The organism is Vreelandella nanhaiensis, from assembly GCF_003990185.1.
GTDB classification, from domain to species: Bacteria; Pseudomonadota; Gammaproteobacteria; order Pseudomonadales; family Halomonadaceae; genus Vreelandella; species Vreelandella nanhaiensis.
Window position 1 is genome coordinate 50,742 of the sequence record NZ_RZHF01000004.1, and the last position, 25,092, is coordinate 75,833.

General features: G+C 54.4%; 24 protein-coding genes and 1 pseudogene. 7 read left to right on the plus strand and 18 right to left on the minus strand.

Translation table 11 applies throughout. The features are described 5' to 3' along the window. Positions 1–94: 94 nt before the first annotated feature. The 8 genes and pseudogenes from ELY38_RS00610 to trpB form a co-directional block, all read right to left on the minus strand. Positions 95–1,777, minus strand: a complete 1,683-nt coding sequence (locus tag ELY38_RS00610) for a methyl-accepting chemotaxis protein (RefSeq protein ID WP_246009033.1) — start codon at positions 1,775–1,777, stop codon at positions 95–97. Positions 1,778–2,097: 320 nt separating this feature from the next. After that, positions 2,098–2,321, minus strand: a pseudogene (locus tag ELY38_RS00615) (IS5/IS1182 family transposase); the annotation flags it as partial. A 234-nt stretch (positions 2,322–2,555) separates the two neighbouring features. After that, positions 2,556–2,870, minus strand: coding sequence for a hypothetical protein (locus ELY38_RS00625; RefSeq protein ID WP_127059592.1), 315 nt, complete (start codon positions 2,868–2,870; stop codon positions 2,556–2,558). 150 nt (positions 2,871–3,020) lie between these two features. Continuing rightward, positions 3,021–3,488 carry a nucleotidyltransferase family protein gene (locus ELY38_RS00630; protein WP_127059593.1) on the minus strand — a complete coding sequence of 156 codons (468 nt, stop codon included), beginning with the start codon at positions 3,486–3,488 and terminating at the stop codon, positions 3,021–3,023. 15 nt (positions 3,489–3,503) lie between these two features. Beyond that, positions 3,504–3,986, minus strand: a complete 483-nt coding sequence (locus tag ELY38_RS00635) for a pyridoxamine 5'-phosphate oxidase family protein (protein ID WP_127059594.1) — start codon at positions 3,984–3,986, stop codon at positions 3,504–3,506. Between the two features lie 141 nt (positions 3,987–4,127). Then, positions 4,128–4,748 (minus strand): LysE family translocator, encoded by a 621-nt coding sequence (locus ELY38_RS00640; RefSeq protein WP_127059595.1) that lies wholly within the window; start codon positions 4,746–4,748, stop codon positions 4,128–4,130. A gap of 802 nt (positions 4,749–5,550) precedes the next feature. Continuing rightward, entirely contained in the window at positions 5,551–6,390 is an 840-nt protein-coding gene (gene trpA, locus ELY38_RS00645) for a tryptophan synthase subunit alpha (protein WP_127059596.1), read from the minus strand. Between the two features lie 38 nt (positions 6,391–6,428). Continuing rightward, a complete protein-coding gene (gene trpB / locus ELY38_RS00650; RefSeq protein ID WP_127059597.1) occupies positions 6,429–7,634 on the minus strand; it encodes a tryptophan synthase subunit beta in 1,206 nt (401 codons plus the stop codon). Positions 7,635–7,739: 105 nt separating this feature from the next. Here trpB and ELY38_RS00655 point away from each other — a divergent pair, with 105 nt between their 5' ends. Continuing rightward, the gene (locus ELY38_RS00655; RefSeq protein WP_127059598.1) at positions 7,740–8,642 is read left to right on the plus strand and encodes a LysR family transcriptional regulator; all 903 of its coding nucleotides are present in this window, start codon (positions 7,740–7,742) and stop codon (positions 8,640–8,642) included. 6 nt (positions 8,643–8,648) lie between these two features. Here ELY38_RS00655 and mmuM read toward each other — a convergent pair whose 3' ends face one another. From mmuM to ELY38_RS00680, 5 genes are all read right to left on the minus strand, one after another. Then, on the minus strand, positions 8,649–9,608 hold the full coding sequence (gene mmuM / locus ELY38_RS00660) for a homocysteine S-methyltransferase (protein ID WP_127059599.1): 960 nt from the start codon (positions 9,606–9,608) through the stop codon (positions 8,649–8,651). Beyond that, the gene (locus ELY38_RS00665) at positions 9,605–11,035 is read right to left on the minus strand and encodes an amino acid permease (protein WP_127059600.1); all 1,431 of its coding nucleotides are present in this window, start codon (positions 11,033–11,035) and stop codon (positions 9,605–9,607) included. Before ELY38_RS00665 ends, mmuM begins: the two co-directional genes overlap by 4 nt. A 313-nt stretch (positions 11,036–11,348) precedes the next feature. Next, complete coding sequence (locus ELY38_RS19260) at positions 11,349–11,759, minus strand: LysE family transporter (RefSeq protein ID WP_340148029.1); 411 nt, start codon at positions 11,757–11,759, stop codon at positions 11,349–11,351. Positions 11,760–11,771: 12 nt separating this feature from the next. After that, positions 11,772–11,978: a LysE family transporter gene (locus tag ELY38_RS19265; protein WP_246009035.1), complete on the minus strand. Its 207-nt coding sequence runs from the start codon at positions 11,976–11,978 to the stop codon at positions 11,772–11,774. 118 nt (positions 11,979–12,096) lie between these two features. Further along, positions 12,097–13,689, minus strand: coding sequence for a PQQ-dependent sugar dehydrogenase (locus ELY38_RS00680; protein ID WP_127059601.1), 1,593 nt, complete (start codon positions 13,687–13,689; stop codon positions 12,097–12,099). Positions 13,690–13,784: 95 nt separating this feature from the next. Here ELY38_RS00680 and ELY38_RS00685 point away from each other — a divergent pair, with 95 nt between their 5' ends. After that, positions 13,785–14,720: a glycerophosphodiester phosphodiesterase gene (locus ELY38_RS00685; RefSeq protein WP_127059602.1), complete on the plus strand. Its 936-nt coding sequence runs from the start codon at positions 13,785–13,787 to the stop codon at positions 14,718–14,720. An 18-nt stretch (positions 14,721–14,738) separates the two neighbouring features. On the opposite strand, the gene ELY38_RS00690 is transcribed toward ELY38_RS00685, so the two are convergent. Further along, the gene (locus ELY38_RS00690) at positions 14,739–15,632 is read right to left on the minus strand and encodes a dihydrodipicolinate synthase family protein (protein WP_127059603.1); all 894 of its coding nucleotides are present in this window, start codon (positions 15,630–15,632) and stop codon (positions 14,739–14,741) included. A 198-nt stretch (positions 15,633–15,830) separates the two neighbouring features. Next, the gene (locus tag ELY38_RS00695; RefSeq protein WP_127059604.1) at positions 15,831–16,877 is read right to left on the minus strand and encodes an SDR family oxidoreductase; all 1,047 of its coding nucleotides are present in this window, start codon (positions 16,875–16,877) and stop codon (positions 15,831–15,833) included. Between the two features lie 227 nt (positions 16,878–17,104). Between ELY38_RS00695 and ELY38_RS00700 the strand changes: the two genes are divergently transcribed. The 4 genes from ELY38_RS00700 to dusA all read left to right on the plus strand — a co-directional run bounded on the left by ELY38_RS00700 (position 17,105) and on the right by dusA (position 20,501). Next, positions 17,105–17,938, plus strand: a complete 834-nt coding sequence (locus ELY38_RS00700) for an AraC family transcriptional regulator (RefSeq protein WP_127059605.1) — start codon at positions 17,105–17,107, stop codon at positions 17,936–17,938. Positions 17,939–17,952: 14 nt separating this feature from the next. Continuing rightward, positions 17,953–18,558: a LysE family translocator gene (locus ELY38_RS00705; protein WP_127059606.1), complete on the plus strand. Its 606-nt coding sequence runs from the start codon at positions 17,953–17,955 to the stop codon at positions 18,556–18,558. 182 nt (positions 18,559–18,740) lie between these two features. Further along, positions 18,741–19,055, plus strand: coding sequence for a hypothetical protein (locus tag ELY38_RS00710; RefSeq protein WP_127059607.1), 315 nt, complete (start codon positions 18,741–18,743; stop codon positions 19,053–19,055). A 411-nt stretch (positions 19,056–19,466) separates the two neighbouring features. Beyond that, positions 19,467–20,501 carry a tRNA dihydrouridine(20/20a) synthase DusA gene (dusA, locus tag ELY38_RS00715; protein WP_127059608.1) on the plus strand — a complete coding sequence of 345 codons (1,035 nt, stop codon included), beginning with the start codon at positions 19,467–19,469 and terminating at the stop codon, positions 20,499–20,501. Between the two features lie 44 nt (positions 20,502–20,545). On the opposite strand, the gene ELY38_RS00720 is transcribed toward dusA, so the two are convergent. Together ELY38_RS00720 and ELY38_RS00725 are read right to left on the minus strand one after the other, a co-directional pair. Then, on the minus strand, positions 20,546–22,000 hold the full coding sequence (locus tag ELY38_RS00720) for a catalase (RefSeq protein ID WP_127059609.1): 1,455 nt from the start codon (positions 21,998–22,000) through the stop codon (positions 20,546–20,548). 195 nt (positions 22,001–22,195) lie between these two features. Next, positions 22,196–23,227 carry a succinylglutamate desuccinylase/aspartoacylase family protein gene (locus ELY38_RS00725; RefSeq protein ID WP_127059610.1) on the minus strand — a complete coding sequence of 344 codons (1,032 nt, stop codon included), beginning with the start codon at positions 23,225–23,227 and terminating at the stop codon, positions 22,196–22,198. 221 nt (positions 23,228–23,448) lie between these two features. On the opposite strand from ELY38_RS00725, the gene ELY38_RS00730 reads away from it, so the two are divergent. Then, positions 23,449–24,060 (plus strand): TetR family transcriptional regulator, encoded by a 612-nt coding sequence (locus ELY38_RS00730; RefSeq protein WP_127059611.1) that lies wholly within the window; start codon positions 23,449–23,451, stop codon positions 24,058–24,060. A 158-nt stretch (positions 24,061–24,218) separates the two neighbouring features. Here ELY38_RS00730 and ELY38_RS00735 read toward each other — a convergent pair whose 3' ends face one another. Continuing rightward, positions 24,219–24,893, minus strand: a complete 675-nt coding sequence (locus tag ELY38_RS00735; RefSeq protein ID WP_127059612.1) for a hypothetical protein — start codon at positions 24,891–24,893, stop codon at positions 24,219–24,221. Positions 24,894–25,092: the final 199 nt, after the last annotated feature.

A 25,092-nucleotide genomic window follows, 5' to 3' on the forward strand; every position in this document is an offset into this window, starting at 1 on the left:
ACTTATAGACAATGCTAGCGTTTCTGATAGCAAAAAAGTCAGGGATCATATAGCAGAAGCGCCCCGGCCGGAGCGCTTCTCACTGTTCAGTCGCTTAGAAAGAGGTCCATTGCTCGGTGTGCTGCTGGCTCCCCAAGGCGCGAGTGGCCGGCTGTTGAGCGATCTGTGGCTGGCTGCCGCTGCGTCGTCCTATCGGTAGTGCGGCCTGGTGCTGCCCCATGGTCGCCCCTCTAAAAAATGACACCTCACTCAACAATGCCGCCGCTTGAATTTGCAGTGAACGGCCTGCCGCGCTTGACTCTTCCACCAGGCTCGCATTCTCCTGGGTGACACTGTCCAGCTGCGCAATGGCCGTGTTGACTTGCTCGATCCCTTGAGACTGCTCGCGGCTGGCGGTGGCGATCTCACCCATCAATACCGAGACACGCTGTACACCGCTGACGATTTCTTCCAATGACTTACCCGCTCGGTTAACCAGGTTAGAACCATTGTCCACTTGGCCGATACTCTCATCAACCAGCTGTTTGATCTCCTTGGCCGCATTGGCACTGCGCCCGGCCAGATTGCGTACTTCGTTGGCAACTACCGCAAATCCGCGCCCCTGCTCACCCGCACGAGCCGCTTCAACCGACGCATTCAGCGCCAACAGGTTGGTTTGGAAAGCGATCTCCTCGATCAAGCCCACAATACCCGCGATCTTGCGGCTTGAGGCATTGATCCCCTCCATCGCTTTCACGGCTTGGCCTGCAATCTCCCCACCAGCGTTGGCCTGCTGGCTAACGTCGAAGACGAGTTTGTCGGCTTCGGAAGCGTTGTCTGCGTTCTGCCGCACAGTGGAGGTGATTTCATCCATTGACGCTGCTGTCTCTTCAATGCTGGCGGCCTGTTGCTGAGTCCGGCTGCTCAGATCTTCAGTTCCCCGGGCAATGTCATCTGCGGCAGTATTAACGGACTCGGCGTTATGACGCACCGACATCACTACTTGGGAGAACTTGGCTTCCATGGTTTGTAACGCCGCCAGCATGTCACCGAATTCATCTTTGCTGGTGATGTCGATTTCGTTATCCAGCTTGCCCTCTGCCATAGCGTTAGAAAGTGCTTGCGCCTTGACCAAAGGTGTCATGATCCCACGAATTAGCCATATCGCGAGTAGAATGCCAGCGATAACCGCTGCCGCCATCGCACTGATGACGACATTACGCGTCCAAGCATAGTCTTCTGATGTCTGCCTGTTGTATACAGCAGCTTGAACTCTGTTGCGATCGATCAGTGCCTGGACAGTCGTTAGTACCTTCGGGTACGCATTATGCAGTGTGGTATTAGCAATCTGCTGCGCGGCGTCAAAATCATTGTTGATCATTGCCGCGCTGATGTCGTCGATACCGGCACGTAGATTCACCAAAGACATCATAAAATCGTTGGCGATAGCGCGTTCGGTAGCGTCGGAGACACGATTGGGGTAGTAGTCGTTCCAAGCAGTATCGAGAATGGCATCGTTTTCAATCACTTCCTGCTTCATTGCAAGTGCGGAAGCTGGATTTCGATCACGCTGTTCCTCCGTTATCTTTACTCGGGTGCTGAGCAACGCTTGGTTGACTTGGCTCAGGCTCGCCAAAGTAAGCACGTTTTCCTCATAGGTGACGGTGACGGCATCGTTCGTCTTGCTGAGATTGTATAGGCCGATCGTGCCAACCAGGATCAGCATCAGGATACAGGCGCCCAAGCTTACGGTAAGCCGCAGCTTGACGCTTCGATTCAGAAATAACATGGAGGTCATGGGGAAGGCATCTCATAAAGCCCGCAGCGCACTGCCTTGGGTCATTGAAAGCAATCGCGTCACGGCTAGCACTCAGGTGGAGCACGTATGGCTATCAGCAATTGCGGGTAATAACAGTGTGGATTTATCGGCCCCCGTGGCGATTAGTTTAATTTTTTAAGCGAAAAACAAGTCAATTACTTACAAGACCAATGGCCAATGTCTTACAAGACCAATGGCCAATGTCTTACAAGACCAATGGCTAATGTCTTACAAAGTTAATGGCCAATACCTTACATAATTGCAAGCGAATGCCTTAGGTTCTGTCTGAAAGGTCGGCCTCATGCATCGTTTAGCGCCACCATGGTTTTAAAGCTACTGTCCAGCTTGTTGTCACCCGTATTGAGACAGCATTTTTCCTTCAACCAGCCAAACAGACGCTCCTCCACGTTACGCTGGCGATATGATATTTCGGTCGGTCAAATTGATGTGGAAAGCCAGGCTTCGGGCGTCGATGCATACGTCGCTTTGGGATGCTGGGGCGCATGCCGTAACGTGGGCAGTAATGGCCACCCATGATGGTGCCCACTACTTCTCCCTCTGCTTCCGTCGCAAAGCTTAAACCGGGGTTACGCTGCAAATAGCGGGCAAACGCCCTCGCGGGAATCCGCATCACGCAGCCGCACACCTTCGGTATTCAGACATAGCGCTACGGCAGCGTCGTAATCTTTAATCGGCATGAGGCGGTAATGTAAGAGCAAGCTCTTAATGGTTGGCGGCTCTAGGTGTTAGCCTGCGCTTAGAAACCGATGCCCAGACGCAGTGCTTGCAGGCCATCAAACCTGACGCTTACTTCATCAGAAAACACGGGGTGGCCTTCCACAGTTAAATCCAGGTCAGCCTGCGTTCCGCGATAGGTAACGCTTACCGTAAGGTTCGCGAAGGTGCTAATAGGCGCCAGCACGCCGTACTCAACGTTATCAACACTTACGGAAGATAGGCCACGGTTATCCAGCTGTTGCTGAACTTCCTGTTTAACGGCATGGCCGTAATAGAAATACACCCCGGTATAGCCTAGAGCGACCAGTACAATCAGTGAAATAAGCTTTCCCATTATGCCCTCTTGATTACAAAACTTGGGTTGCCAGTATGGCAGGTAGTTGAGAACGCCGATAATGCCTGCGGGAATAGGGGCGCACAAGCATAAGACAATGGGGTTTCTTATTAGCTTGCGTGTACTTAACCAGTTGGTAGATAGCTTTGGCTATGCATGTTCTCGCATGGCTTGAATATCAGCGATATCGACGGGCCGTGAAAGTATCGCTTTATACTCAATCAAATCTTCCCTCAACATAAGAGGAAGTTCTAGCCCCAGTAGGCTGACGGTATGGGTGCGGGAGAAATCGATAGGTAACGACACCCACGCTTGATTGGCGGCATCGAAAATTTGCGCGCCTTCAGCGTTACCCACCTCTACTTTTATATTTGCATACTTGAATTGAACGTAGGTGAGATCCCAGCCCTCTTCACAGTAGCGCGTCGCGGCTTTAGATATATACGCCCACCCCGCCTGAACCACTGATGAAAAGTGCTCGCCGGGCACAAAAAGGTCGATATCGCTCAGCTCTCGCTTAGCGCCATAGCCTTGCGCGGCGAGTCCTCCGCAGATAACAAACGGGATATGTTGATCTCTTAATAATGTCACTATCCATTGCGCTGCTAGTTGATGCACAACTCAGGCTCCGTCTTAGTCGTTATTAATTTCTCTACTCACCCCATAGGCGTTAAGCGCAGCCTGAATTTGTGCTTGCTCGGTCGTCTCGGAGGGGTATAAACGATAGCTAGGCGCGATAATGGGCTCTACTGCAGTCACTTTTATAACGAACACGCTGGAAATGGGAAAACGATCACCAGCCATTACACTAAATGGCTCAGCCCAGCCGGGATACTCAGGTTCAAAAGGTTTTATCTCAACGGCACAGCCCGTTATTTTGAAGCCCTTTTGAACAAAAATATCAATGAAGCTTAAACTCACTTTCTCGTTGGCTACGATGTTTTTGGCAGACTTGGGGGAAGCGATATTAGCAATCACGATATAGTCACGGCCTGCAGCAATAAACATCTCTTTGGGAGAAACGTTCGGCTGACCGTTTTCATCAACGGTAGCCAACCAGCAGAGTACGCTGCGCTCTATTGAATCTCGAACATTCGCTGTTAAAAGCGTCGTCATTTTCCCCCCCTTACTTTTTTAAAAGTACGATGCAAAGTTCTCTGCTACTGCGCCTTTTTCAATGGGCAGCTGGGCCAAATCAATCGTGGCATTACTCGTCTTCATTTGAGCTCGGTTCCGGAGGAGTTACTCAAAGAGTATCTACTCTTTTTTAGCGAGCAATAATCCTATGCCTGCACTGGCTAACAAGCCCGCACATAGGCGGTTGAATAATTGGCGCCGCTTGGGTTGAGAAAACCAGTTGCCAAGAAAGCTGCCTGCGTAGGCATACCCGGCAATTGCCACCCATTCCAGTAACAGAAAGAGCGCTCCTAATATTAAGAACTGCTGTCCGACGTTACCAGCAGGCTCAATAAACTGCGGTAGAAAGGCCGTAAAAATCAGAATAGCTTTAGGATTACCCACCGCGAGCAGAAACTCTTGTCGCGCCAGTCCGAAAAAGCTCAAGCGTTTGGCTTCGCTATTCTCTTCCTCAGTGGTGTCGGCATCCCACAATTGATACGCAAGCCAAAGCAAGTAAACGCCACCAACGACCTTAATCATCAAAAATATCTTTTCAGAGGTATACAGCACGGTTGCCAAACCAGTCGCGGCCAGCGTAATCATACCTATGAAAGCGACCAATCGACCAATACCGGCCAAGCAAGCTACCCCGACGCCATAACGTTTGGCGTTAGTTAGCGAAAGGAGATTATTAGGGCCGGGTGCCATATTGAGAGCAAAGCAGGCAGGAATAAAAAGTAGCAGCGTGGTGAGGTTCATGAGTGTCGCCTGTGTATATTCGGGGTCAGACCATGCAACAAATTAAATTTAATTATATAGCCTAACCCAAACGACGACTGTGTTTTACTGAGATAAGCCCACTGAATCGCACGATCTAACATCCCAGAGGGCAAAGAGGCCATGAATGCGGAAGCTTGAGCCAGGATATCTTCTTCCATGAGCGCAGTAATCTAAGGGGTACGACGCACAGTTGCACAATAGTCGAGCGTCCCTAGCCCGTTGAAATCAATTCGCCAGCGGCTATCACGTGTTGAAGGGCCAATAATACAACGTTCAGGGTCAAATAAAGGCACGGCTCGGCCGCTAACGAGGATATCGAACGGCAGGTGTTCTACTAGCCGTTCGTAAAGATAACCTCACTTTCTTAAATAAATGCCGTTTGGTGAAGCATGCAAGGCATCTTGTAACTCTTCTGTTGGCAGGTGTGGCAACGCCCCCGCCAGAATCGCAAGGTCAACCCCCTCATGTTTCAGGGCGAAAAGCAGATGGGCGAGTAGAGAGGCCTCTGACGCACGTCCAGCAGGTACCGCTATCTCCTGCTCCATAAACATAATGGGCGTAACGGGGCGCACCCGAGCAGGCCAAGCGGGTGGACATCCCCCAAAGCTAAATGCTCATGAAGGTAGGCAACCAAAACAAGATTTTTTTATTAACTTAGCGCAGTTTATATAGTCAACTTTACGTAACTAATCACTCATCAGAAACTAGCAGGTCGGCACATTATAAAGGCAGGCCCAACGGCCTGCCCTTTATGCATACGTTTGCTGCGTTACTACGTCAGTTAGCTAACTTGCGGCTCACTCACTTCGCGGCATTCCCGAATGCTTTCGGCCAAGTCGCGGGCAAGGTCATGCACTCCTTTGACGGCTTCATCAGGCGTTGCGGCGTGCTCGATGCAATCTACCAACGCAGAGCCAACCACTACCGCATCGCTGAACCGGCCAATGATGGCGGCCTGTTCGGGCGTGCGAATACCAAAGCCGACGGCGATGGGAAGCTTCGTGTGTTCACGAAGATTGCTCACCGAGCGCTCGAGCTTTTCGGGAGTGGGGGCGCTTCCGCCGGTGACGCCAGCTACCGAGACGTAGTAAACAAATCCGGAGGCGTTACCCAGCACCTTGGGCAGGCGCTTGGTGTCCGTGGTGGGCGTGGCCAGGCGGATAAAGTCGATGCCGTGCTGAGCGGCGGGCTGGCAAAGTTCGTCGTCGTGCTCAGGCGGTATATCGACCACAATCAGGCCATCCACGCCGGCGCGGGCGGCATCCGTTAAGAAGCGATCTACGCCATAGCGGTAAATCGGGTTGTAGTAACCCATTAACACGATGGGCGTGGTGGTGTCTTTTTCGCGAAAAGCGCGCACCATCTCCAGGGTTTTGGCTTGGGTTTGGCCTTCTTTTAGCGCACGCAATGCGGCTTTTTGAATGGCGGGGCCATCGGCCATGGGGTCGCTGAACGGCATGCCCAGCTCGATTACATCTACCCCGGCGGCGGGCAGGCCGTCCAGAATACGCTGCGACGTAGCCATATCCGGATCGCCCGCCGTAACGTAGCTCACCAACGCCGGACGGTTTTCGGTTTTGAGCGCAGCAAAGCGTGCTGCAAGACGCGCGTTGGGGTTCATAACGTTCTCCTTAGGTACGCTCGTTTGAGTAGCTGCGCTCATTTGAATTTCTCTCCCAGGTAGTGGGCCACGCTCATCATGTCTTTATCGCCACGCCCGCTCAGGTTGACCACCATCAAGTGATCGCTGGGAAGCTTCGGCGCCCGCTTGGCGACTTCGGCCAGGGCGTGGGCGGACTCAAGGGCGGGAATGATCCCTTCCAGGCGGCAGCAGGTTTGAAACGCTTCAAGCGCTTCATCGTCGGTGGCCGATACATACTCAACGCGCCCCTGCTCGTGCAACCACGCGTGCTCAGGGCCGATGCCGGGGTAGTCCAGGCCTGCCGAAATCGAATGGGCATCGATAATCTGGCCGTCCTCGTCCTGCAGCAGATAGGTGCGGTTACCGTGAAGCACGCCCGGCGCGCCGCCGTTTAGGCTTGCCGCATGCTGGCCACTTTCAACGCCCTTACCGCCCGCTTCAACGCCAATCATCTCGACCGAGGCATCGTTCAGGAACGGGTGGAATAGCCCCATGGCGTTGGAGCCGCCGCCAATACAGGCCACCAAAGAATCGGGCAGACGGCCCTCTTTCTCCTGCATTTGCGCGCGGGTCTCGTGGCCAATTACCGCCTGGAAGTCGCGCACCATGGCAGGATACGGATGTGGCCCGGCCACGGTACCGATAATGTAGAAAGTGTCATCCACGTTGGTCACCCAGTCGCGCAACGCTTCGTTCATGGCATCTTTCAGCGTGCCGGTGCCTGAGGTAACCGGGATCACTTCAGCACCCAGCAACTTCATACGAAATACGTTGGGCTGCTGGCGTTCGATATCCGTAGAGCCCATGTAGATCACGCAGGGCAAGCCAAACCGCGCCGCCACGGTGGCGGTGGCCACCCCGTGCATACCGGCGCCAGTTTCGGCGATGATGCGTTTTTTGCCCATGCGCTTGGCCAGCAGCACTTGGCCGATGCAGTTATTAATCTTATGCGCGCCGGTATGGTTCAGCTCTTCACGCTTGAGATAGATCTTCGCGCCGCCAAAGTGTTCGGTCAGCCGCTCGGCAAAATAGAGTGGATTGGGGCGGCCGACGTAGTCGCTCTGAAAGTAGGCGAGCTGACGCTGGAATTCTGGGTCATCTTTGGCGGTGTCGTATTCGGCTTGCAGCTCAAGAATCAGCGGCATCAGCGTTTCGGCAACGAAGCGGCCGCCGAATTGACCAAACAGGCCGTTGATATCGGGCTGGATCGCAGGTTGGTTCATGATGACCTCTCAAAGCGGAGTAACTGTTGCAATGAAAGTAGCGCAAGCAAGCCGGGATAAAAATCGATAAGATGTCATCAATATGTGAGCTGGAGTCAACAGTTGATGCAACAGAGCATGCCACCGTTAAGCGCCCTACGCGCTTTTGAAGCCACCGCCCGGCTAGGCAGCGTGACTGCTGCGTCGGATGAGCTAAGCGTGACCCACGGCGCGGTTAGCCGCCAGCTTCGTAGCCTGGATGAACATTTTGGTGTGGCGCTGTTTGCTAAAGCGGGCCGGGGCATTGAGCTGACTCACCACGGCGAACGGCTTTATCACGGCATTGGCGAGGCATTTACTCGCCTACGTGATAGTTGCGCGGATCTCAAGCGTGACGTGGAGGAAGCACCGTTCACGCTCGCCTGCCCCGGTAGCCTGCTGGCGCGCTGGTTGATTCCGCGGTTGGATCGCCTTCAGCGCGACCTGCCCCAGCTCAAACTGCAGGTCGTGGTCAGTGAAAATGAACTACCTGACAAGCAGGAAAACATCAGCGCTACCCTGGCCTTTTCCGAGCCGCCCTGGCCTGCTGAGGTAGAGGTCGTAGAACTCATGACCGAGCAGATTTGTGCGGTGGTAAGCCCTCGCCTTGCAGCAACGCTCGACCCAGCGCAGCCTGATACGCTCTTTTCCAGCAAGCTGTTATATACCGCCTCGCGCCCCCAGGCCTGGCCACAGTGGGCTAGCGCCCAGGGGCTTGAGCTTGAGCACCTTGAAGAGGCCTTACGCCACGGCCAGGGGTTTGATCATCTCTATTATTTAATGGAAGCCGCTGTGGCGGGCCTGGGCGTGGCGATTGCGCCAAAACTGCTGGTGGAAGATGACCTGAAAAGCGGACGACTCACCGCGCCCTGGGGATTTATCGAAACCTCTGCCAAGCTTTGTCTATGGCTACCCCGCCACCACAACAGCCAGCGAAGTGAGCAGCTGGCTACATGGCTTGAGCGGGAGTTGGACGTTTCTAGCCGATAAAGCGAGTTAGCGTGACTGCCGCCACAGGGCCAGCGCCTGAATATCCGCAGGCGTTGTACGACAGCAGCCGCCAATGCCTGAGGCGCCGGCAGCCAGCCACTGTTCAGCGCCCTGAACCAGGCCCGAAGGGTCGGCACTTGTGTGGTCGCACGCTGCCGGGTGCCAGGTCTTGGTGACCGGGTCATATTGCTCTCCGGAATTGGGGTAGACCAGAACCGGCAGGTCGCACTGCCGTTTGATCGCGCGAATCAGCGATTCGATATGGGCCAGCGCCGTGCAATTGATGCCGATGGCCGCCACGCCTGGGCAATGGGCAAGCGCAGCGGCACACGCTTCAATCGGCGTTCCATCACTGATATGTTCGCCATCCTTTGCCGAAAAGGTGATCCAGGCCTGGGCGCCGGGGTGCTCGGCCAGCAGATCGGCGATCGCCAGCGCCTCTTCGAGCGAGGGCAAGGTTTCTACCGCCAGGATATCGGCGCCTGCGGCCAGCAGGAGTTCGAAACGCTCGCGGTGAAATGTTACCAGTCCGGCACGATCCAGGTCATAGCCGCCCCGGTACTCGCTGCCATCGGCCAGATAAGCCCCGTAAGGGCCGACAGACGCCGCGACCAACGGCTTGGGCCGGTCGGTTTGGCCAGGCTGCCAGACGGCATCGCGGGCCTGCTGGGCCAGCGTGACCGAGAGCTGGATCAACGCTTTTGCTTCCTGGGCCGAAAGCCCCGCCTGCATGAAGCCAGGTACTGTGGCCTGGTAGCTTGCGGTAATCGCACAGTCGGCCCCGGCTTCGAAATACGCCTGATGAACCTGACGAATTTTTTCCGGTGCCTGGGCCAGCAGGCGCGCCGACCACAGGGCATCGTTGAGATCACAGCCGAGGGTTTCCAGTTCGGTTGCAAGCGCCCCGTCGATCACCATGAAAGGAACATCGGCCAGCAGGGTCTTGATCAGATTCGATTCACTCATACAAGCTTCTCCTCAGCAACGCTGTCCGAAGGTGTGGAAGGGTGAGTGGCCGCGCGGTGGCGCACGAAATACACTAGATAGCACAGGCCAATGAAGGGCACGCCGAAGTAGAGCGCCACGCGCTGCTGCGGGTCGAACGCAATACCGATACACGCCGCCAGGCACGCGCCAAAGGCAATCAAGGGCACCCAAGGGTAGAAAGGCGTGCGATAGACCAGGTCTTCCAGACGCCCGCCTTCGCGCAGGTAGTGGCGACGGAAATTGAGCTGGCTGAGCGCAATCGCCATCCACACCACCACTACGGCCAGGCCAGAAATTGACACCAGCACCAGATAGACGCTTTCCGGCGCATACACGCTGGAAAACAGCGCACCAAAACCACCGATCATGCTGAGCAGCAGCGCATTCATCGGAATGCCGCGCTTGTTAAGGCGACCCAGCGATTTGGGCAAGGTGCCCTGGTCAGAAAGCGTCCAGAGCATGCGCGCCGAGGCATAAAGCCCAGAGTTGGCCGCCGACAGCAGAGCGGTAATGATCACGAAGTTCATGATATCGGCAGCACCCGGCACGCCAAGGCGCTGGAAAACCGCCACAAAGGGGCTTTGGCTGAGTCCGGCTTGGTCTTGGGGCAGCAGCGCGGCAATCACCACCATGGTGCCCACGAAGAACAGAATCAGCCGCCACAGAGTGGCGCGAATAGCTTTGGGCACGTTACGGGCCGGGTCGACAGTTTCCCCGGCGGCAATGCCGATCAGCTCGGTGCCGGAGAACGCAAACATCACCGCCAGCAGAGTCGTGCCGATGGCTAGCAAGCTAGGCGGCATTGCGCCCTCCCCCCAAAGCGCCGAGAGCCCAGGTGAAGCCACCGTGTTACCTGCATCATCATGCAGCGGCACCCAGCCGATAATCGCCGCTGCGCCCACGATGACGAACACCACTACAGCCAGCACCTTGATCAGCGAAAGCCAGAACTCCGACTCGGCAAAGAAGCGCGAGGTGAATGCATTCACCCCAAACACGATGGCCGCAAACAGACCGCTCCAGTACCAGCCGGGTATGTCGGGAAACCAGCGCCCCATGAACACTGCAGCGGCGGTAAATTCCGAACCAAGCGCCACCGTCCAGGTGAGCCAGTACATCCAGGCCACCATATACCCCGTGCCCGGGCCGATATAGCGGCTGGCATGGGCACTGAACGCGCCTGAATCCGGCATATGTACCGCAAGCTCCCCTAGGCACATCATCACAAGCCAGGCAACGATACCGCCGACTAGATAGGCCAGCACCGCGCCAATCGGCCCGGCCTGTTGCACGGTATAACCGGAGCTTAGAAACAGCCCCGTTCCAATGACGCCCCCCAAGGAGAGCATAACCAAATGGCGCGTCTGCATACTGCGCTTGAAGTGCGCGCTGTCTTGCTCACTCATGGTGACTTTCTTCCTGTCTTTAACCTAACGGGCCAGCCCAGGCCCCAAGAGCGCGCTATTTTAGTGCAACAAGGTTTTTCAAAAAAGAATAAAAAAACGTTTTTATATTCTAATTTTAAATAACCGGATTGTGAGTATGTAATACGGCTCTTAACAAACAGTCGAAGCCAGCGCCCTGTCTCGATTCTTCACGAACGTCAGCGCCTTTTTATATGCCGCCATACCGTTTTCGAGATTGAATTTCTCGCTTTGCCAGAGATGGATGATCTGGCTGTAGCATTGCCGATATCAGTTGGGTTCATGAATACCCTACCTAATGGTTAGACGCCATCAAGGTTCCCCCGGCGGCGATAAACAGGCCGCCGGTGGCACGATTGAAGCGCTTATAGCGGCGTGGGCTTTGAAACCAGCGGCTGATGCTGGAGCCAAGGCCTGCGTAGGTCGACATTAGGGTGAAATCGATCACCACCCAGGTCACGGCTAGAATCACGAACTGAATCAGCTGCGGCTGGCTGACATCGATAAAGTTGGGGAAAAGCGCGGCGAAGAACAGCAAATCCTTGGGGTTGCTGATGCCCACTATAAAGCCACGCCGGAAGAGGGTTTTCATTGGCACACGCTTATTGCCAATAGCTGAAGGGCTCTGAATATCGATCCCCGAGGAATCCCGCCAGGCCGCGATACCCAAGTAGATCAGATAAGCCCCACCGACCAGTTTCAGGATATAAAAGGCACTTTACGAAGCGGCCAGAATGGCGCCCAACCCCAGTGAAGAAACCATCATCAGGACCAATGAAGACAAGGCGCCGCCCAACACGGTGGCAGTCGTGTGCTTTCGCCCAAATTTAAGCCCATGGCTTGTACAAAGCAGTGCCACCGGCCCTGGAAAAATGATCAAGGCAAAGATAACGCCCACGTAAGTCAGCCAAGTCAACGTATCCACACAAAGCTCCTTGCAGTTTTATTGTCACGTCATTAAGTAGGCTTTAAAGCAGTGGCCACTAAAATAGTAGCGCTCAGTAGGCCCGCTTAACCGAGCCTACTAGGCATTCAACTGCGTCTTATTTCGCTGGCGTAATACGCAGTACGCGGCCGTTAGGGTTATCCGTAAGTAGGTAAATAGCGCCTTCGGGACCAGTGCGTACATCGCGGATACGCTCATCTGGCCCGCCGAACAGGCCTTCTACATCGTCGGCTTGGGTTCCATCTTCGGAAAGTCTTACCCGGCGGACTTCTTTATTCACCAGCGCGCCCACCAGCAAGTCGCCTCGCCATTGCGGAAACAGCTCACCGGTATAAAGCGTCATCCCCGAAGGCGCAATCGAGGGTGTCCATTCCAGAAGCGGTGGCTCGGTACCAGGATATTCCTCAAAAGGCGTTACGCGGGCGCCGGTATAATCCAGCCCAGTAGTAGCGATCGGCCAGCCGTAATTAGCGCCTGCTTCGATAATGTTGATTTCATCACCGCCGCGTGGGCCATGCTCGTGAATGATCACGCGCTGATTCTCGGCATCCACTACCAGCCCTTGCACGTTGCGGTGGCCATAGCTGTAAATTTCCGGGCGAGACTCGTCCTTGCCCACGAACGGATTATCGTATGGCACGCTACCATCGCGGTTAAGGCGCACCAGCGTGCCTATATGGCTACCTAGATTTTGTGCTTCTTCGCGGTAGTCAAAGCCGTCGCCCAGGGTGAGTATCAAGGTGTCATCCGCCAGCCAAGCCAAGCGCCCGCCATAGTGGGCATCGCCCCGTTTAGCGGGCTGTACACGAAATATTTCCGTGACCTTTTCCAGGCTATTTTCCGTTAATACTGCACGGGCCAGGCACGTATGGTTAGCCTCCCAGTTACCGCAGGCGTAGCTTAAAAACAGCTGCTGGTCGTTTTCAAACTGCGGGGAGAGCAGCACGTCAAATAGCCCCGACTGGCCCGATGCGTAAACCTCGGGTACGCCACTGATGGATTCAATAAGCGTTTCGCCCTCGGGGCTTAATAAGCGCAGGCGCCCTGGGCGCTCGGTAACCAGCATGCGTCCATCTGGTAGAAAGGCGAGCGACCAAGGGTGCTCCAACCCTTCGGCTATAGTGGTGAGCTGATACACCGGAAGTTCTTGGGCCTGTACCGGCGGCACATCCCAGGCCAAGCTGCTAAGCCCGAACATCAATGCCAGGCCTGCCACACTAGAGTGGCGTACATGTCTTATTGAGCGGACTCTTAACCAGGCGAATAGCCCACCGGCCAGCACCGCGCTTATCAGCATTAAGCCCCAGCCCAGGGTTTCACGGGTAGCGGCAATCAGCGTCGGCATGGGGGCGAAGGCATCGACCATTTTGAAGGTAACCGTCAGCGCCAATACCGCCCCCACAATACTCAGTAGCGCCTGAAAGCGATCGCCAAGACGACGAGCAATAAACACCGCAAGCAATTGCGAGAGCAAAAAGCCTACCGAGAACAACACGCCATAAATAGGCGCGAACGTGAGCAGGTCTTGCAGTGTTGTTGTCAGCCAAAGGCTTAGAGGTATTTCCACCCCCATATCCTTTAACGCGACTAAGTTAATCTGCGTTTGGATAACGCTTCCTGACACGATACCAACGAGTAATGCGATGAGGAAACTGATTATTGTCGATATCCATCCAGGTTTATCGGTCATCGTCGCGTCTCATTTTAAAGGGTTAATAGACCTAAGCTTGGATTCGTGAAAAAACCCAGTAGGTCATTGATCGCACACTCAATAAAGGAACTCTCATGCAACGATATCCATTGTTTGTCGCTGTGTCGCTAGGTCTTTTCGCTGGCGTTACCGTATCTACTACGTCAGCAGAAACATCACCGCTGGAGCAACAGCTAAAGGATCTAGAGTCGTTTCAAGTGATTGCGCACCGCGGCGCGAGCGGCCATGCCCCGGAAAGCAGCATGGCGGCGCTGGAGTTAGCTTATGAATGGGAAGCGGACTATCTGGAGCTGGATATCCAACTGACCTCCGACGGCGAGCTGGTGGCCTTTCACGACGATACCCTTGAGCGCACCAGCAACGGCGAAGGCCGCATTAACGACTATACGCTTGCCGAGCTAAAAGACCTGGATACGGGGTCGTGGTTTAACGACGCCTACCCTGACTTGGCGGATGACGCTTTCATCGGCACCGAGATACTAACGCTTGAAGAGGTCTTCAACCGCTTCGGTCAGGATGCCCGCTACTACCTGGAAACCAAGTCACCCCAGTTGAATCCAGGCGTTGAAGCGGCGCTTGTTAAACTCCTGGAAGCCTACGACATGATTAATACCGGGCGCGTGCTGATCCAGTCTTTCGATCAGCAGAGCCTTTTGAAGATTCACGCGCTGAATGCGGATATTCCGCTGATTCAGCTGGTGTGGTACTCGCCAGACGAAAAGAACGAGGCGCGCCTGACCGAGTGGACCGGCGTAACGCCGGGGCCTGAGGAGATCACCAATGAGGATTTCCTGGCGGTGGCCGAGTATGCGGTTGGCCTGGGCACCAACTATCTCTATGACGGCGAAGAAGTTATCAATGAAAGCTTCGTTCGTCAGGCCCAGGAAAACGGCCTAGCGGTGCACATCTACACGGTGAACGGTACTGATGAGATGCAGCAGCTAATCGATTGGGGCGTGAATGGCTTGTTTACTGACTACCCGGACCGCCTGAGCGAGCTTGTTGAATAACGCGCTTAATAGAAGCCTCTAAACCAGCTTAAGCTGCTCGATTACCTGCTCTACCCTTTTGCGCACGTCGCCCTGCAGGGTTTTCAGTGGTAGCAGCAAGTTGGGGCTACTTACGTTACCCAGTATTTCAGCCATAGTCGCGATGACGCGCAGGCTCCCGCCGTATTCGCGGTAAAGCACCCATAGCGGCTCCAGTTCGCTCGACAGCCGCTGAGCCGTTTGGTTATCGCCCGCCTGGGCGGCACGCGTAATCGCCAGCGCCTTTTCCGGAAATAGCCCGCCCAGCACGGAATACCAGCTATCGCACCCCGCGATCAGACCGGTGGCAGCGACGACATCGCCGCTAATACCTAAAGTGACATCCTCTGGAACCAAGGCACGCAACCGCTTAACCCTTTCGCGGGCGGCGTTGAGATCCGTGCTGACCGGTGGAATCTTGATCGACCGCACCTGAGGTAACTGAGCAATGCGGCCATGCAGCTCGTCGCTGAATTCAAAGTGAGTCGTACCCGGATTATCGTAAACACACAGCGGCACACTTAACGAACAGCAAACCGCTTCATAGTGGCTAAACACTTCATCATCGGTCAGCTTCTGATAGGAAACCGGCGCTAGCAACACGCCGCTGGCGCCTGCTTTCTGGGCGTCTTCTGCCAGCGCCAGCACATCCCGCGTGCGTAATGCGCCAATCCCGATAATCACCGGTACATCGCCTGCGCTGTCTACCGCCAGTTGGGTAACGCGGGCCCGCTCCTCTCGGCTGAGATAAGCATAGCTACCAGTTGAGCCCAGCACGCCGATAGAGTCCACCTGCGCCTTGGCCAAGCGCTCCACTAAGCCGGAAAACTCGCCCTCACGAATCCCCTGCTCGTTCATGGGCGTTAATGGAAATGCACTTAGGCCGGTAAACATGGGCAGCGATCCTTATAACGAAGGCTCAGTAGATAACCGTCATGATAAACATGTAGGCAATCTACAGACGAAATAAGTCTGAAATTAACAGACAACATGGCACGGGAATAGCTGGACGAGAATCGTCAGTCGGGAGGATTGAAAAAAGACCGGCCCAGCGTTATGCGTGCCCGCTGGGCCGGAAGTATTTATATGAGTTTAAGGATGACCACTGCCACCGGCCGCGCCATACACATTGCCCGTGGTAAAGCTGGACTCCTGCGAAGCGAGCAATACATACACACCCGAAAGCTCTACTGGCTGACCGGGACGGCCAAGGGGCGTACTTTCACCGAAGCTCTGTACAGTCTCTTGTGGTTGGCCGCCGCTGGGTTGAAGCGGTGTCCAGAACGGACCCGGGGCTACGGCATTGACCCGAATCCCCTGCTCACCCAACTGCTTGGCAAGCGCTTTGGTAAACGCGATGATCGCCGCCTTGGTCATGGAGTAGTCGAGCAGGATCTTAGGCGGATCGTAGGCCACAACCGACGATGTATTGATAATCGATGCACCCGCCTCCAGATGCGGCATGGCCGCCTGAGTAATCCAGTACATGGCGTACAGGTTGGTTTTCATGGTGGCGTCAAAATCGTCGTGGCTCAGGTCGGTAATCGACGGTTTCCACTGCTGGCGTGCAGCGTTGTTGACCAAGATATCCAGCCCGCCTAGCTGCTGTACTGCTGTTTCGACCAGTTCACTGCAGAAGGCCTCGTCACGGATATCACCAGGAATCGCCACGGCGGTACGCCCTTCAGCTTCGATCAGCTCGATTACTTCCCGTGCATCGGACTCCTCTTCCGGCAAGTAGTTAATCGCGACATCAGCACCTTCGCGGGCATAAGCGATGGCGGCTGCCCGGCCAATGCCTGAATCACCGCCAGTAATCAGGGCTTTACGACCTTCCAAACGGCCGCTACCACGATAGCTCTCTTCACCGTGGTCAGGCCGTGGGTCCATTTCACTGGCAAGCCCAGGCCACTCCTGAGGCTGTTCAGGAAAGGGTGGTACGGGGTATTGGCTAGTCGGATCCTGTTTTTGCAGCATGGAACCTCCTGCAGAGCTTGCGCCAGCCGAGCCAGTACTGGCGGCAGGCTTGGAAGTGGATGATTGAGCGAATGCGGGTGCGGCAATAGCCGCGGCCATACCAGTTGCTAACCCACCGACTACTTGGCGGCGTGAAGGGTCGAACGAGTTAATCGGTTTCACTATAACCTCCCTGTCTTTAGCCATACTGGGATTCAATGTTTACCGACCTAGCGTAGCAGCCACCGCTCAGGGCGGCGCAAAGGCTTTATTGACTTTAGTATTGGTTAAGAAGATTACAAACCTTTCAAAATGGGTAGCAGATGCTTATAAAGCGCAATTTTGTACAAGCTGCGGCAAGGCACGGGCGTTAAACTAGCGTTATGAAATTTCGATAAGGGGGCTTCGCAATGGGACAATCGGCAAGCCACTTTCAGTTCACTAAAAGCAAGTACATACCCACACTGAAAGTGTTACAGGCAGCGATGTTCGATTTTCGCTATGACCCTCACGCGCACGAAGAGTACGCCTTTGGGGTGACGCTTTCGGGCCGCCAGGACTTTTTCAGCGGTGGGCAATATCACCGCAGCCCGCCGGGTAATGTGATTATCTTCAACCCGGATGATGTTCATGACGGCCAGCCAGGTGGCGACCATACGCTCGACTACGTCATGCTGTATATTCATCCCGACCAAGTGAAGCCCTTATTTGACAGCGCCTTGGGCCAGGAAAAAACCGTTTCTTTTCGATACGACAGTACGCTGGTGCAAGACATGGCGCTCCGCGAGCGGATAACGAACGTTGCCCGGCTTATTACCACATCAACCGGTAGCCAGATTGATCAGGAAAATGCGCTCTATCAAGTCATTGAGCGGATCACCCAGCTAGGAGGCACCTACCAGCCGGGGTATATCTCTACCCGGCCCGACGCACTACTCGGCTTGGCCAAGGAGTATATTCACGCACATCTGGATACCGATCTATCGCTTGAAGGGATTAGCCAGGCGGCGCATCTTTCGAAGTTTCATTTCCTGCGGCTGTTTCGTCAGCAGTTAGGGATTACGCCTTACCAATACGTGATCAATTGCCGGGTTAATGCGGCATGCAGCGCGCTTGAGCAAGGCGCCTCGCTTAGCGAGGTGACGTTTCGCTACGGCTTTACCGACCTTAGCCATTTTAACCGACGCTTCAAGCGCATATACGGCGTAACGCCCTACCAATATCAGCGCCATCTTATCTGCTGAACAGAGAGACCTTTATGCTAGCCATTATTGCTTACGCCTTGGGCGTAATGTATTCGCCTGGGCCAGTGAATTTTCTAGGCTTGAATGCCGGTATGAACGGGCAGACGAGGACATCACTGGGATACTGCCTGGGAGTGGGCACGGCGATGCTGCTGCTATTTTTACTCTTCGGCTGGGCCGGTGCTACCTGGGTTAACGGCCATCTATTGATAGCGGTGAGCGTTGCAGGCTGTACCTATATTATTTATCTGGCAGTACACATCGCTAAAGCACGCGTGGATCTCGAATCAATTGCCCAGCCGCCGCTGACGCTACGCTATCGTGATGGATTAGTTCTACAGCTTCTGAACCCTAAAGGCATCGTGGCGACCCTACCCATTGCCACCCTGCAGTTTCCCGCCGCCGGCATTCAAGGGGCTAGCTTAGTGGTTTGGTCGCTGGGATTAGCCCTTCTGGCCGCAGGCGCCCCGGGTAGCTACATCTGGGCTGGCAGTTTAGTTGGCAGTCGGATTAGGAACCCTGCCTTTTTCAAACGCTTTAATCAGCTGATGGCTTTGCTGCTGGTGGGCGTTGCTTTCTCTATTGGTTATGAGCATGTATGGGTGCCTTTAACGGCTTAATACATGAGTTCCCAGCGACAGAGCTGGGACACTCCCTCAACAATGGCGGCAGTTACCATGTAAGCCGCTTAAAGAGTGCTTTTTTGTACCTGCAGTTTTCAAAGGGCTGTTCTACCCTATAAATAGAAAGAGCCAATTTGGCTTTTTCAAAGCAAATACTAGGCAAGTATAGGAGCAAAGCTATGAACCATGGATCGGATGAACAACGCAACAAGGGTGAGGAAGCTCAAAAAGCCAAGCAGGTGGTTGATAAAGACACCCCTCATGATGGCGGTCATGCCGCACAAGAAGCGTCACACAATGAAAAGCCGCGCCCTTATCGCCCAGACGCAAACGTTGATAATCAGAAAAGCGAAGAATCCCGTTCAGAGCCTGGCCACAATACCTCTGGCAAGACCGCGCCATTTTCAGGCGCTCAAGTGGTCAAGGAAAAGCGTGCTCATAAAGACAATATTGATAAGAAATCTGATGAAGCCGACCCTCAAGGGAGCGAGTAACTTACACCCGCCAACCCTTACGCTTTTCCATACCTAGCATGGACTCAATTAAAGGCCGCCTTTACAGGCGGCCTTTAATTTTCTAACGCCATGATTTTAAACATCTTGAGATGGTGCCGACATCAGGAGCTGAACCTGGGAGCACCCATGCCTGTGCCCGTGCCCGTGCCCGTGCCCGTGCCTAGGTAGTGGACGCCTTGCTTTGTACTGAATACCCTTTCTTGCGTACAATTGCCCGCCAACGAATTCCCCGCTTTTGATATGTCGCCATGGTGTACCACCCTCTTTTAGATAATCGCCTGATTCTGTTCTCAAGGTGCGAATCTGATACATCGAGCATGGTGATAGACAGTATCAAAGGGTATTGAATATGCGTATTTATACCGCATCAAAAAGATGCAAGTGACTGATATGAAAAAGTTAAGCCCGGCAGATGTAGCCCGCCGTTTTTCTGTGGCCCCCATGATGGATTGGACGACCCGGGATTACCGGGCATTTGCGCGTACATTAACCAAGCACGCGCTGCTGTATACCGAGATGGTGACTACCGGGGCCATTTTGCATGGCTCGCCGCGGGAGCGGTTTTTGGGTTACAGCGACGTAGAGCATCCGATTGCCCTGCAGCTTGGCGGTAGCGATGCAGGGGAGCTTGCCGAGTGCGCGGCGATTGCCGAGGCGTGGGGTTATGACGAGGTCAATCTGAACGTGGGCTGCCCAAGCGACCGGGTGCAGAACAACATGATTGGCGCCTGCCTAATGGGCTACCCGGGAAAAGTCGCCGAAGCCGTGCGTGCCATGCAGGCCGCGGTATCGATCCCGGTTACGGTGAAGTGCCGTATCGGGATTGATGACCAGGATGAAGACGCCGACTTGGCGCGCTTTATCGATATAGTCGCGGACGCCGGGTGTGAGACTTTTACCGTGCATGCGCGCAAGGCGTGGCTCAAAGGCCTATCGCCCAAAGAGAACCGCGACGTGCCGCCGCTTAACTACCCGCGCGTGCATCGCTTAAAGCAGGACCGCCCTGAGCTGCATATTGGCATCAACGGCGGGATTAAAACGCTTGAAGAGTGCCAGACGCAGCTTGACCATGTGGATAGCGTGATGATTGGCCGTGAAGCGTACCAAAACCCCTGGCTACTGGCTGAGGTCGATGCGCTGCTTTATGGCGTGCCTGGCCCGGCCGCTAGCCGGGTTGAGGCAGCCCAGGCGTTTCGCCCGTACATTCAGCAGCGGTTGGATGAAGGCGCGAAGCTTAACCATATTACCCGCCATCTGTTGGGGCTTTTTCAGGGATGCCCAGGTGGCCGACGTTTTCGTCGTCTTCTGTCAGAACACGCCCATAAAGAAGGCGCTGGGTTACGCTTGTTTGATGATGCTATCGGGTTGGTTAGTGAGCCGTCACAAGAACAGGCGCAAGAACGAGAACAGCCCGCCACGTCTTAACGTAACGGGCTGCGGTGTGCGGCGATTAATCCACGTTCGTGGGCTTAATTGCCGCGCACGCCTTTCTCAATACGCTCGCCTACTTCCTGATCAATATTGCGCCAGTACTCAAAGGCGCGCTCCAGCACGGGTTCCGTCACGCCATTCGACAGGTGGCCAACCACGTTGGATACCAAACGATCGCGCGCGGCGTCATCCATTACCTCGCGCACCAACGTATGGGGCTGACTCCAGTCGTCATCGTCTTTACGCAAGGTATAAGCGGTACGCACAAACTCACCGCTGGTCGCCCATACGGCATCTTCCGGGAAACGCTCTCCATCGGCTTTGGGGCCGCCTTTGCTATTCGGCGCATACACAGGATCCGTTGCATGATGAATCCGCATCGCACCGCCCTGGGTATAGCTATTTACCGGGCATTTGGGCGTATTGACCGGAATATGCTTGTAATTCACGCCCAGGCGAGCCCGATGGGCATCGGCATAGGAGATCGAGCGCGCCAGCAGCATCTTGTCAGGTGAAAGCCCCGTGCCAGGTACCATGTTGTTAGGCTCGAAGGCGGCCTGATTAATTTGGCTATGGAAGTCTGTAGGGTTTTGATTAAGGGTTAGCTTACCCACTTCCATCAGCGGGTAATCATCGTGGGGCCATACCTTGGTGAGGTCAAAAGGATTATAGCGGTACGTCTTGGCGTCTTCGAAAGGCATGATCTGCATATGCAGGGTCCAGGAGGGATATTCACCGCGTTTGATGGCTTCAAACAGGTCACGGCGGTGATAATCCGCGTCGGTGCCGGCCATCTGATCGGCCTGCTCCTGAGTCATGCACTTGATACCCTGGTCGGTTTTGAAGTGATACTTCACCCAGAACCGTTCACCCTCATCATTCACCCACATATAGGTATGGCTGGAGTAACCGTTCATATGCCGCCACGTAGCGGGCACGCCGCGGTCGCCCATCAGCCAAGCCACTTGGTGAGCGGACTCAGGCACCAGCGTCCAGAAATCCCACTGCATATCGTGATCACGCAGGCCATTATCCGCACGGCGCTTTTGCGAGTGGATAAAGTGTTGGAACTTCATGGGGTCACGAACAAAGAACACGGGAGTGTTATTCCCCACCAGGTCGAAGTTGCCCTCTTCGGTATAAAACTTCACCGCAAAACCACGTGGGTCTCGCCAGGTATCAGGGCTGCCGCTTTCACCCGCCACGGTTGAAAAGCGGATCAGCACATCGGTTTTAGTGCCCTTTTTTAAAAACTTGGCTTTAGTGTACTGGCTGACATCATGAGTAACTTCAAAGTAGCCGAAGGCGCCGCTACCCTTGGCATGAGGCTGACGGTCGGGGATCATCTCTCTATTAAAGGCCGCCATCTGCTCCATCAGGAAATGATCATGTAGAACGATGGGGCCATCAGGTCCTACCGAAAGCGAATGCTCATCGCTTGAAACCGGAATACCCGCACCTGTGGTCGTATGTTTTGGATTACCGCTCGCCATTACCTTTCCTCCATGTCACGGCTGTCACGGCGCCTGAACGCCGTTTTATAAAAATCTCAGTACTGAGCAGTCATTATTATTTTTAATTTAAGCTAATAAGACACCACCACAGGTATAGCCAAGGGCTGTTCGTTACGCCACTTATCTAACTGAATTTCTTATTTATTGGGTCGATAGGCTTTATACATAACGTGATTAATACAGCGCGTCGGGGGGTGGTGTCAGGCTTGAATGAAAACTTTCGATGGCGGTTTCTGCCTCTTCAATCTCATCAAAACGGGCAACGTGATAAAGCGCCTCGCCTTCGTTGGCAAGCGGTAGTCGGCTCATGCCAATCACGATACCATCGGCCATGGAGATGACTTCTTCCTCCTGATTGCCAAATGGGTCGGCCACGATGCCCAGCACTTCCCCTTTGGCTACGCGCGCACCCAACCTGATCTGGGGCCTTAAAATACCGTCGATGGGGGCTCGCGCCCAGCTAGAACCGTTGGCAAGCTCAGCGGGAACCAGGGCCCTGCGGCGCTGCTCGCCGGTAAGCATATTCAAGCGGCGCATTACGCGTAATACCCCGCGCACGCCAGGCGCAATGGCCCACTCATCAAATCGCAGCGCCTCACCTGCTTCATAAGTCAGAACAGGAATGCCGCGGCTCTGCGCGTAGTGGCGCAAGCTCCCCTCGCGCAGCTCGGCATTGAGAATCACCGGCGCGCCGAAGGCGTCGGCCATTCGTTCGGTTTCACTGCCTGGACTCAGCTGCGCGCGAATCTGGGGAAGGTTAGTGCGGTGAATTGCGCCGGTGTGAAGGTCAATAATATGCGTGGCCTGATCGACAATCTGCTCACGAAATAACGCCGCGATTCGTCCACCCAAGGAGCCGTTTTCATTGCCGGGAAAACAGCGGTTAAGATCACGTCGGTCTGGCAGGTAGCGCGTCTGCTGTAAAAAGCCGAAGACATTGACGACGGGAACAGCGATTAACGTACCTCGCAGGCTCTTGATGGCCTTTGAGCGCAACAGGCGCCGAACAATCTCGACGCTATTGATTTCATCCCCATGAATTCCACCACATACCAGTATGACGGGCCCCTCTTTACGCCCGTGTACCACTTCAACCGTAATGTGCAACGGCGTATGGGTATAAAGACGCGCCACTGGCACATCAATTTGAGAACGCTGCCCAGGCTCGATGGAGTGCCCAGCAAGTTGAAAAGGTGCTCGCGCCATCTTGAGTATCCTTCTTTCCGTGATTAACCATCATACGCATGGCTTTGATTAGGTCATGGCTATCAGCCTATCGCACGTATTGACCCGATGCGCTTGAGGCATGAAGATTTGATAACACAAGCTATGGGTTTAATCATCTATCCATACAGTTTTGAATGTAAAAACCATGCAGTTTCAGATAAAATATGTACATTCCATGTTCTTACTGAGGTTGCGTTTCCATGGCAAGAAAGACCAAAGCGGAAGCGGCTGCTACTCGTGAAGCGCTGTTAGATGCTGCCGAGGAGGTATTTTTTGCTCAGGGTGTCGCACGTACCTCCCTTGAGCAGATCGCTCGCCATGCGGGACTGACTCGTGGCGCGGTCTACTGGCATTTTAAAAACAAGGGCGACCTGTTTATGGCGCTGGTGGAACGCGTACGCATGCCGTTTCAGTCGCTCATGGAAGAAGTCAGTAAGGCAGATGAAGATATTTCTCCCATGGAAGCCATTCGGCTTGCCTGCCATGCGGGTCTGGTACGCCTTGAGCAGCCTTCTCATCAGAGGATCCTGTCGATTCTGCTTCATCGCTGTGAGTTCTTTAGCGATATTAACCCGTTAGCAATGCAAGATGAGATTGGCGAAGAATGTTTCGACGAAATGCTTTCGGTATTTAAAGAGGCTGAAAAACGCCAGCTGCTACGTGAAGATTTAACCCCTGAAATTGCTACCCGCATGATGCAGTCAGTGCTTGGTGGTCTTTTTCACGATTGGCTGCGCACACCTGACGCATTCTCCATTCGCCAGCGCGGCGGCGAGCTGATTGATACGCTGATACGCATTATGCACCGCTAATTGTTAGCATTCACGGCAATCAGCATAAGTACACGCTCTAGATATTTATGAGCACTTTGCTTTGATACGCGTGCGCAAACTGGCAGCCACTACCAATCCCAGTTTCAGCGCACGCGATCAAATGGCATAGATTCAAGCGCTCAGCAGTTACTCATGGTTCAGGCCGAATAGCCTGCATGGTGGTGTTTATGACGAAGGCGCAACCGATTGATACGCACACGCGTATCTAGGTACTTCTGTTCACTGACGCTGCGATAAGTGCCTTCTTGAGCCAAGTATTTAACCAATACCCGACGCTCCCCCTCCTTTGGGCAATCACCCTTCTTGCAGTGCAGCCTTACATGGCTATTGGGCTCCTTATCAATGACCGCCATGGCAAACTCTTCACCCTCACGGCTCGATACAATGACGGTGGCGCCTAGCAAGCAACGCCGTGTAAACGGCTGATAGCGGTGCAAACTGCGATGCAGGCTATGGCATATCAACGCCGCAATGGGTGAGGCAATCGCGAACGACAACCAGACGACCAGGACGCCCACCGGGACACGCAGCATCCCCAGCGATATCCAGCGTAGCGCCAAAAGCTCCGTGGCAAGCGAAAGGCTCCCTGCAATCAGCACTAGAAAGGTCAAGGCAAGCGTTGCGGGCACACCCGCAAACCCCAGCGATACCAGCGTGCTGGCCATATGGTCATCACGTAGACTGTCACGCTCAAATAACTCAAGCGGCGCTATACGAAGCAGCACCAATAGCCAATAGAGCGTTAGCAGAGCGATTAGAAAAGTAAATACTATAGTTGGAAACTGCAGTGCAGCAGAAACAATAGGTTGCATGGCGTGTCCTCCTCCAGGCATATCACCCGGTGCTGTTTTCGCTTGCGATGATTTTATTAGTTCAAGCTGAAAACGATTAATCTCTTTTAGCGTAGTCCAAACTATTCTTTTCTGCCTTTGAGTGACCTGACTCGCCTGATCCCAACATAAAAAAACGGGTGCTGCCTAAAGGCAACACCCGCTCGTTTACCACTTACCA

What these genes read in the sequence shown, in the direction of transcription:
- dusA (WP_127059608.1), top strand. Translation starts at nt 19,467, where the DNA reads ATGAAAAAGTTAAGCCCGGCAGATGTAGCCCGCCGTTTTTCTGTGGCC.
- ELY38_RS00690 (WP_127059603.1), bottom strand. Translation starts at nt 15,632, where the DNA reads ATGTTTACCGGCCTAAGTGCATTTCCATTAACGCCCATGAACGAGCAG.
- ELY38_RS00685 (WP_127059602.1), top strand. Translation starts at nt 13,785, where the DNA reads ATGCAACGATATCCATTGTTTGTCGCTGTGTCGCTAGGTCTTTTCGCT.
- ELY38_RS00635 (WP_127059594.1), bottom strand. Translation starts at nt 3,986, where the DNA reads ATGACGACGCTTTTAACAGCGAATGTTCGAGATTCAATAGAGCGCAGC.
- ELY38_RS00665 (WP_127059600.1), bottom strand. Translation starts at nt 11,035, where the DNA reads ATGAGTGAGCAAGACAGCGCGCACTTCAAGCGCAGTATGCAGACGCGC.
- ELY38_RS00735 (WP_127059612.1), bottom strand. Translation starts at nt 24,893, where the DNA reads ATGCAACCTATTGTTTCTGCTGCACTGCAGTTTCCAACTATAGTATTT.
- ELY38_RS00710 (WP_127059607.1), top strand. Translation starts at nt 18,741, where the DNA reads ATGAACCATGGATCGGATGAACAACGCAACAAGGGTGAGGAAGCTCAA.
- ELY38_RS00720 (WP_127059609.1), bottom strand. Translation starts at nt 22,000, where the DNA reads ATGGCGAGCGGTAATCCAAAACATACGACCACAGGTGCGGGTATTCCG.
- ELY38_RS00705 (WP_127059606.1), top strand. Translation starts at nt 17,953, where the DNA reads ATGCTAGCCATTATTGCTTACGCCTTGGGCGTAATGTATTCGCCTGGG.
- ELY38_RS00730 (WP_127059611.1), top strand. Translation starts at nt 23,449, where the DNA reads ATGGCAAGAAAGACCAAAGCGGAAGCGGCTGCTACTCGTGAAGCGCTG.
- ELY38_RS00610 (WP_246009033.1), bottom strand. Translation starts at nt 1,777, where the DNA reads ATGACCTCCATGTTATTTCTGAATCGAAGCGTCAAGCTGCGGCTTACC.
- ELY38_RS00725 (WP_127059610.1), bottom strand. Translation starts at nt 23,227, where the DNA reads ATGGCGCGAGCACCTTTTCAACTTGCTGGGCACTCCATCGAGCCTGGG.
- trpA (WP_127059596.1), bottom strand. Translation starts at nt 6,390, where the DNA reads ATGAACCCCAACGCGCGTCTTGCAGCACGCTTTGCTGCGCTCAAAACC.
- ELY38_RS00680 (WP_127059601.1), bottom strand. Translation starts at nt 13,689, where the DNA reads ATGACCGATAAACCTGGATGGATATCGACAATAATCAGTTTCCTCATC.
- ELY38_RS00700 (WP_127059605.1), top strand. Translation starts at nt 17,105, where the DNA reads ATGGGACAATCGGCAAGCCACTTTCAGTTCACTAAAAGCAAGTACATA.
- trpB (WP_127059597.1), bottom strand. Translation starts at nt 7,634, where the DNA reads ATGAACCAACCTGCGATCCAGCCCGATATCAACGGCCTGTTTGGTCAA.
- ELY38_RS00640 (WP_127059595.1), bottom strand. Translation starts at nt 4,748, where the DNA reads ATGAACCTCACCACGCTGCTACTTTTTATTCCTGCCTGCTTTGCTCTC.
- ELY38_RS00655 (WP_127059598.1), top strand. Translation starts at nt 7,740, where the DNA reads ATGCAACAGAGCATGCCACCGTTAAGCGCCCTACGCGCTTTTGAAGCC.
- ELY38_RS00625 (WP_127059592.1), bottom strand. Translation starts at nt 2,870, where the DNA reads ATGGGAAAGCTTATTTCACTGATTGTACTGGTCGCTCTAGGCTATACC.
- mmuM (WP_127059599.1), bottom strand. Translation starts at nt 9,608, where the DNA reads ATGAGTGAATCGAATCTGATCAAGACCCTGCTGGCCGATGTTCCTTTC.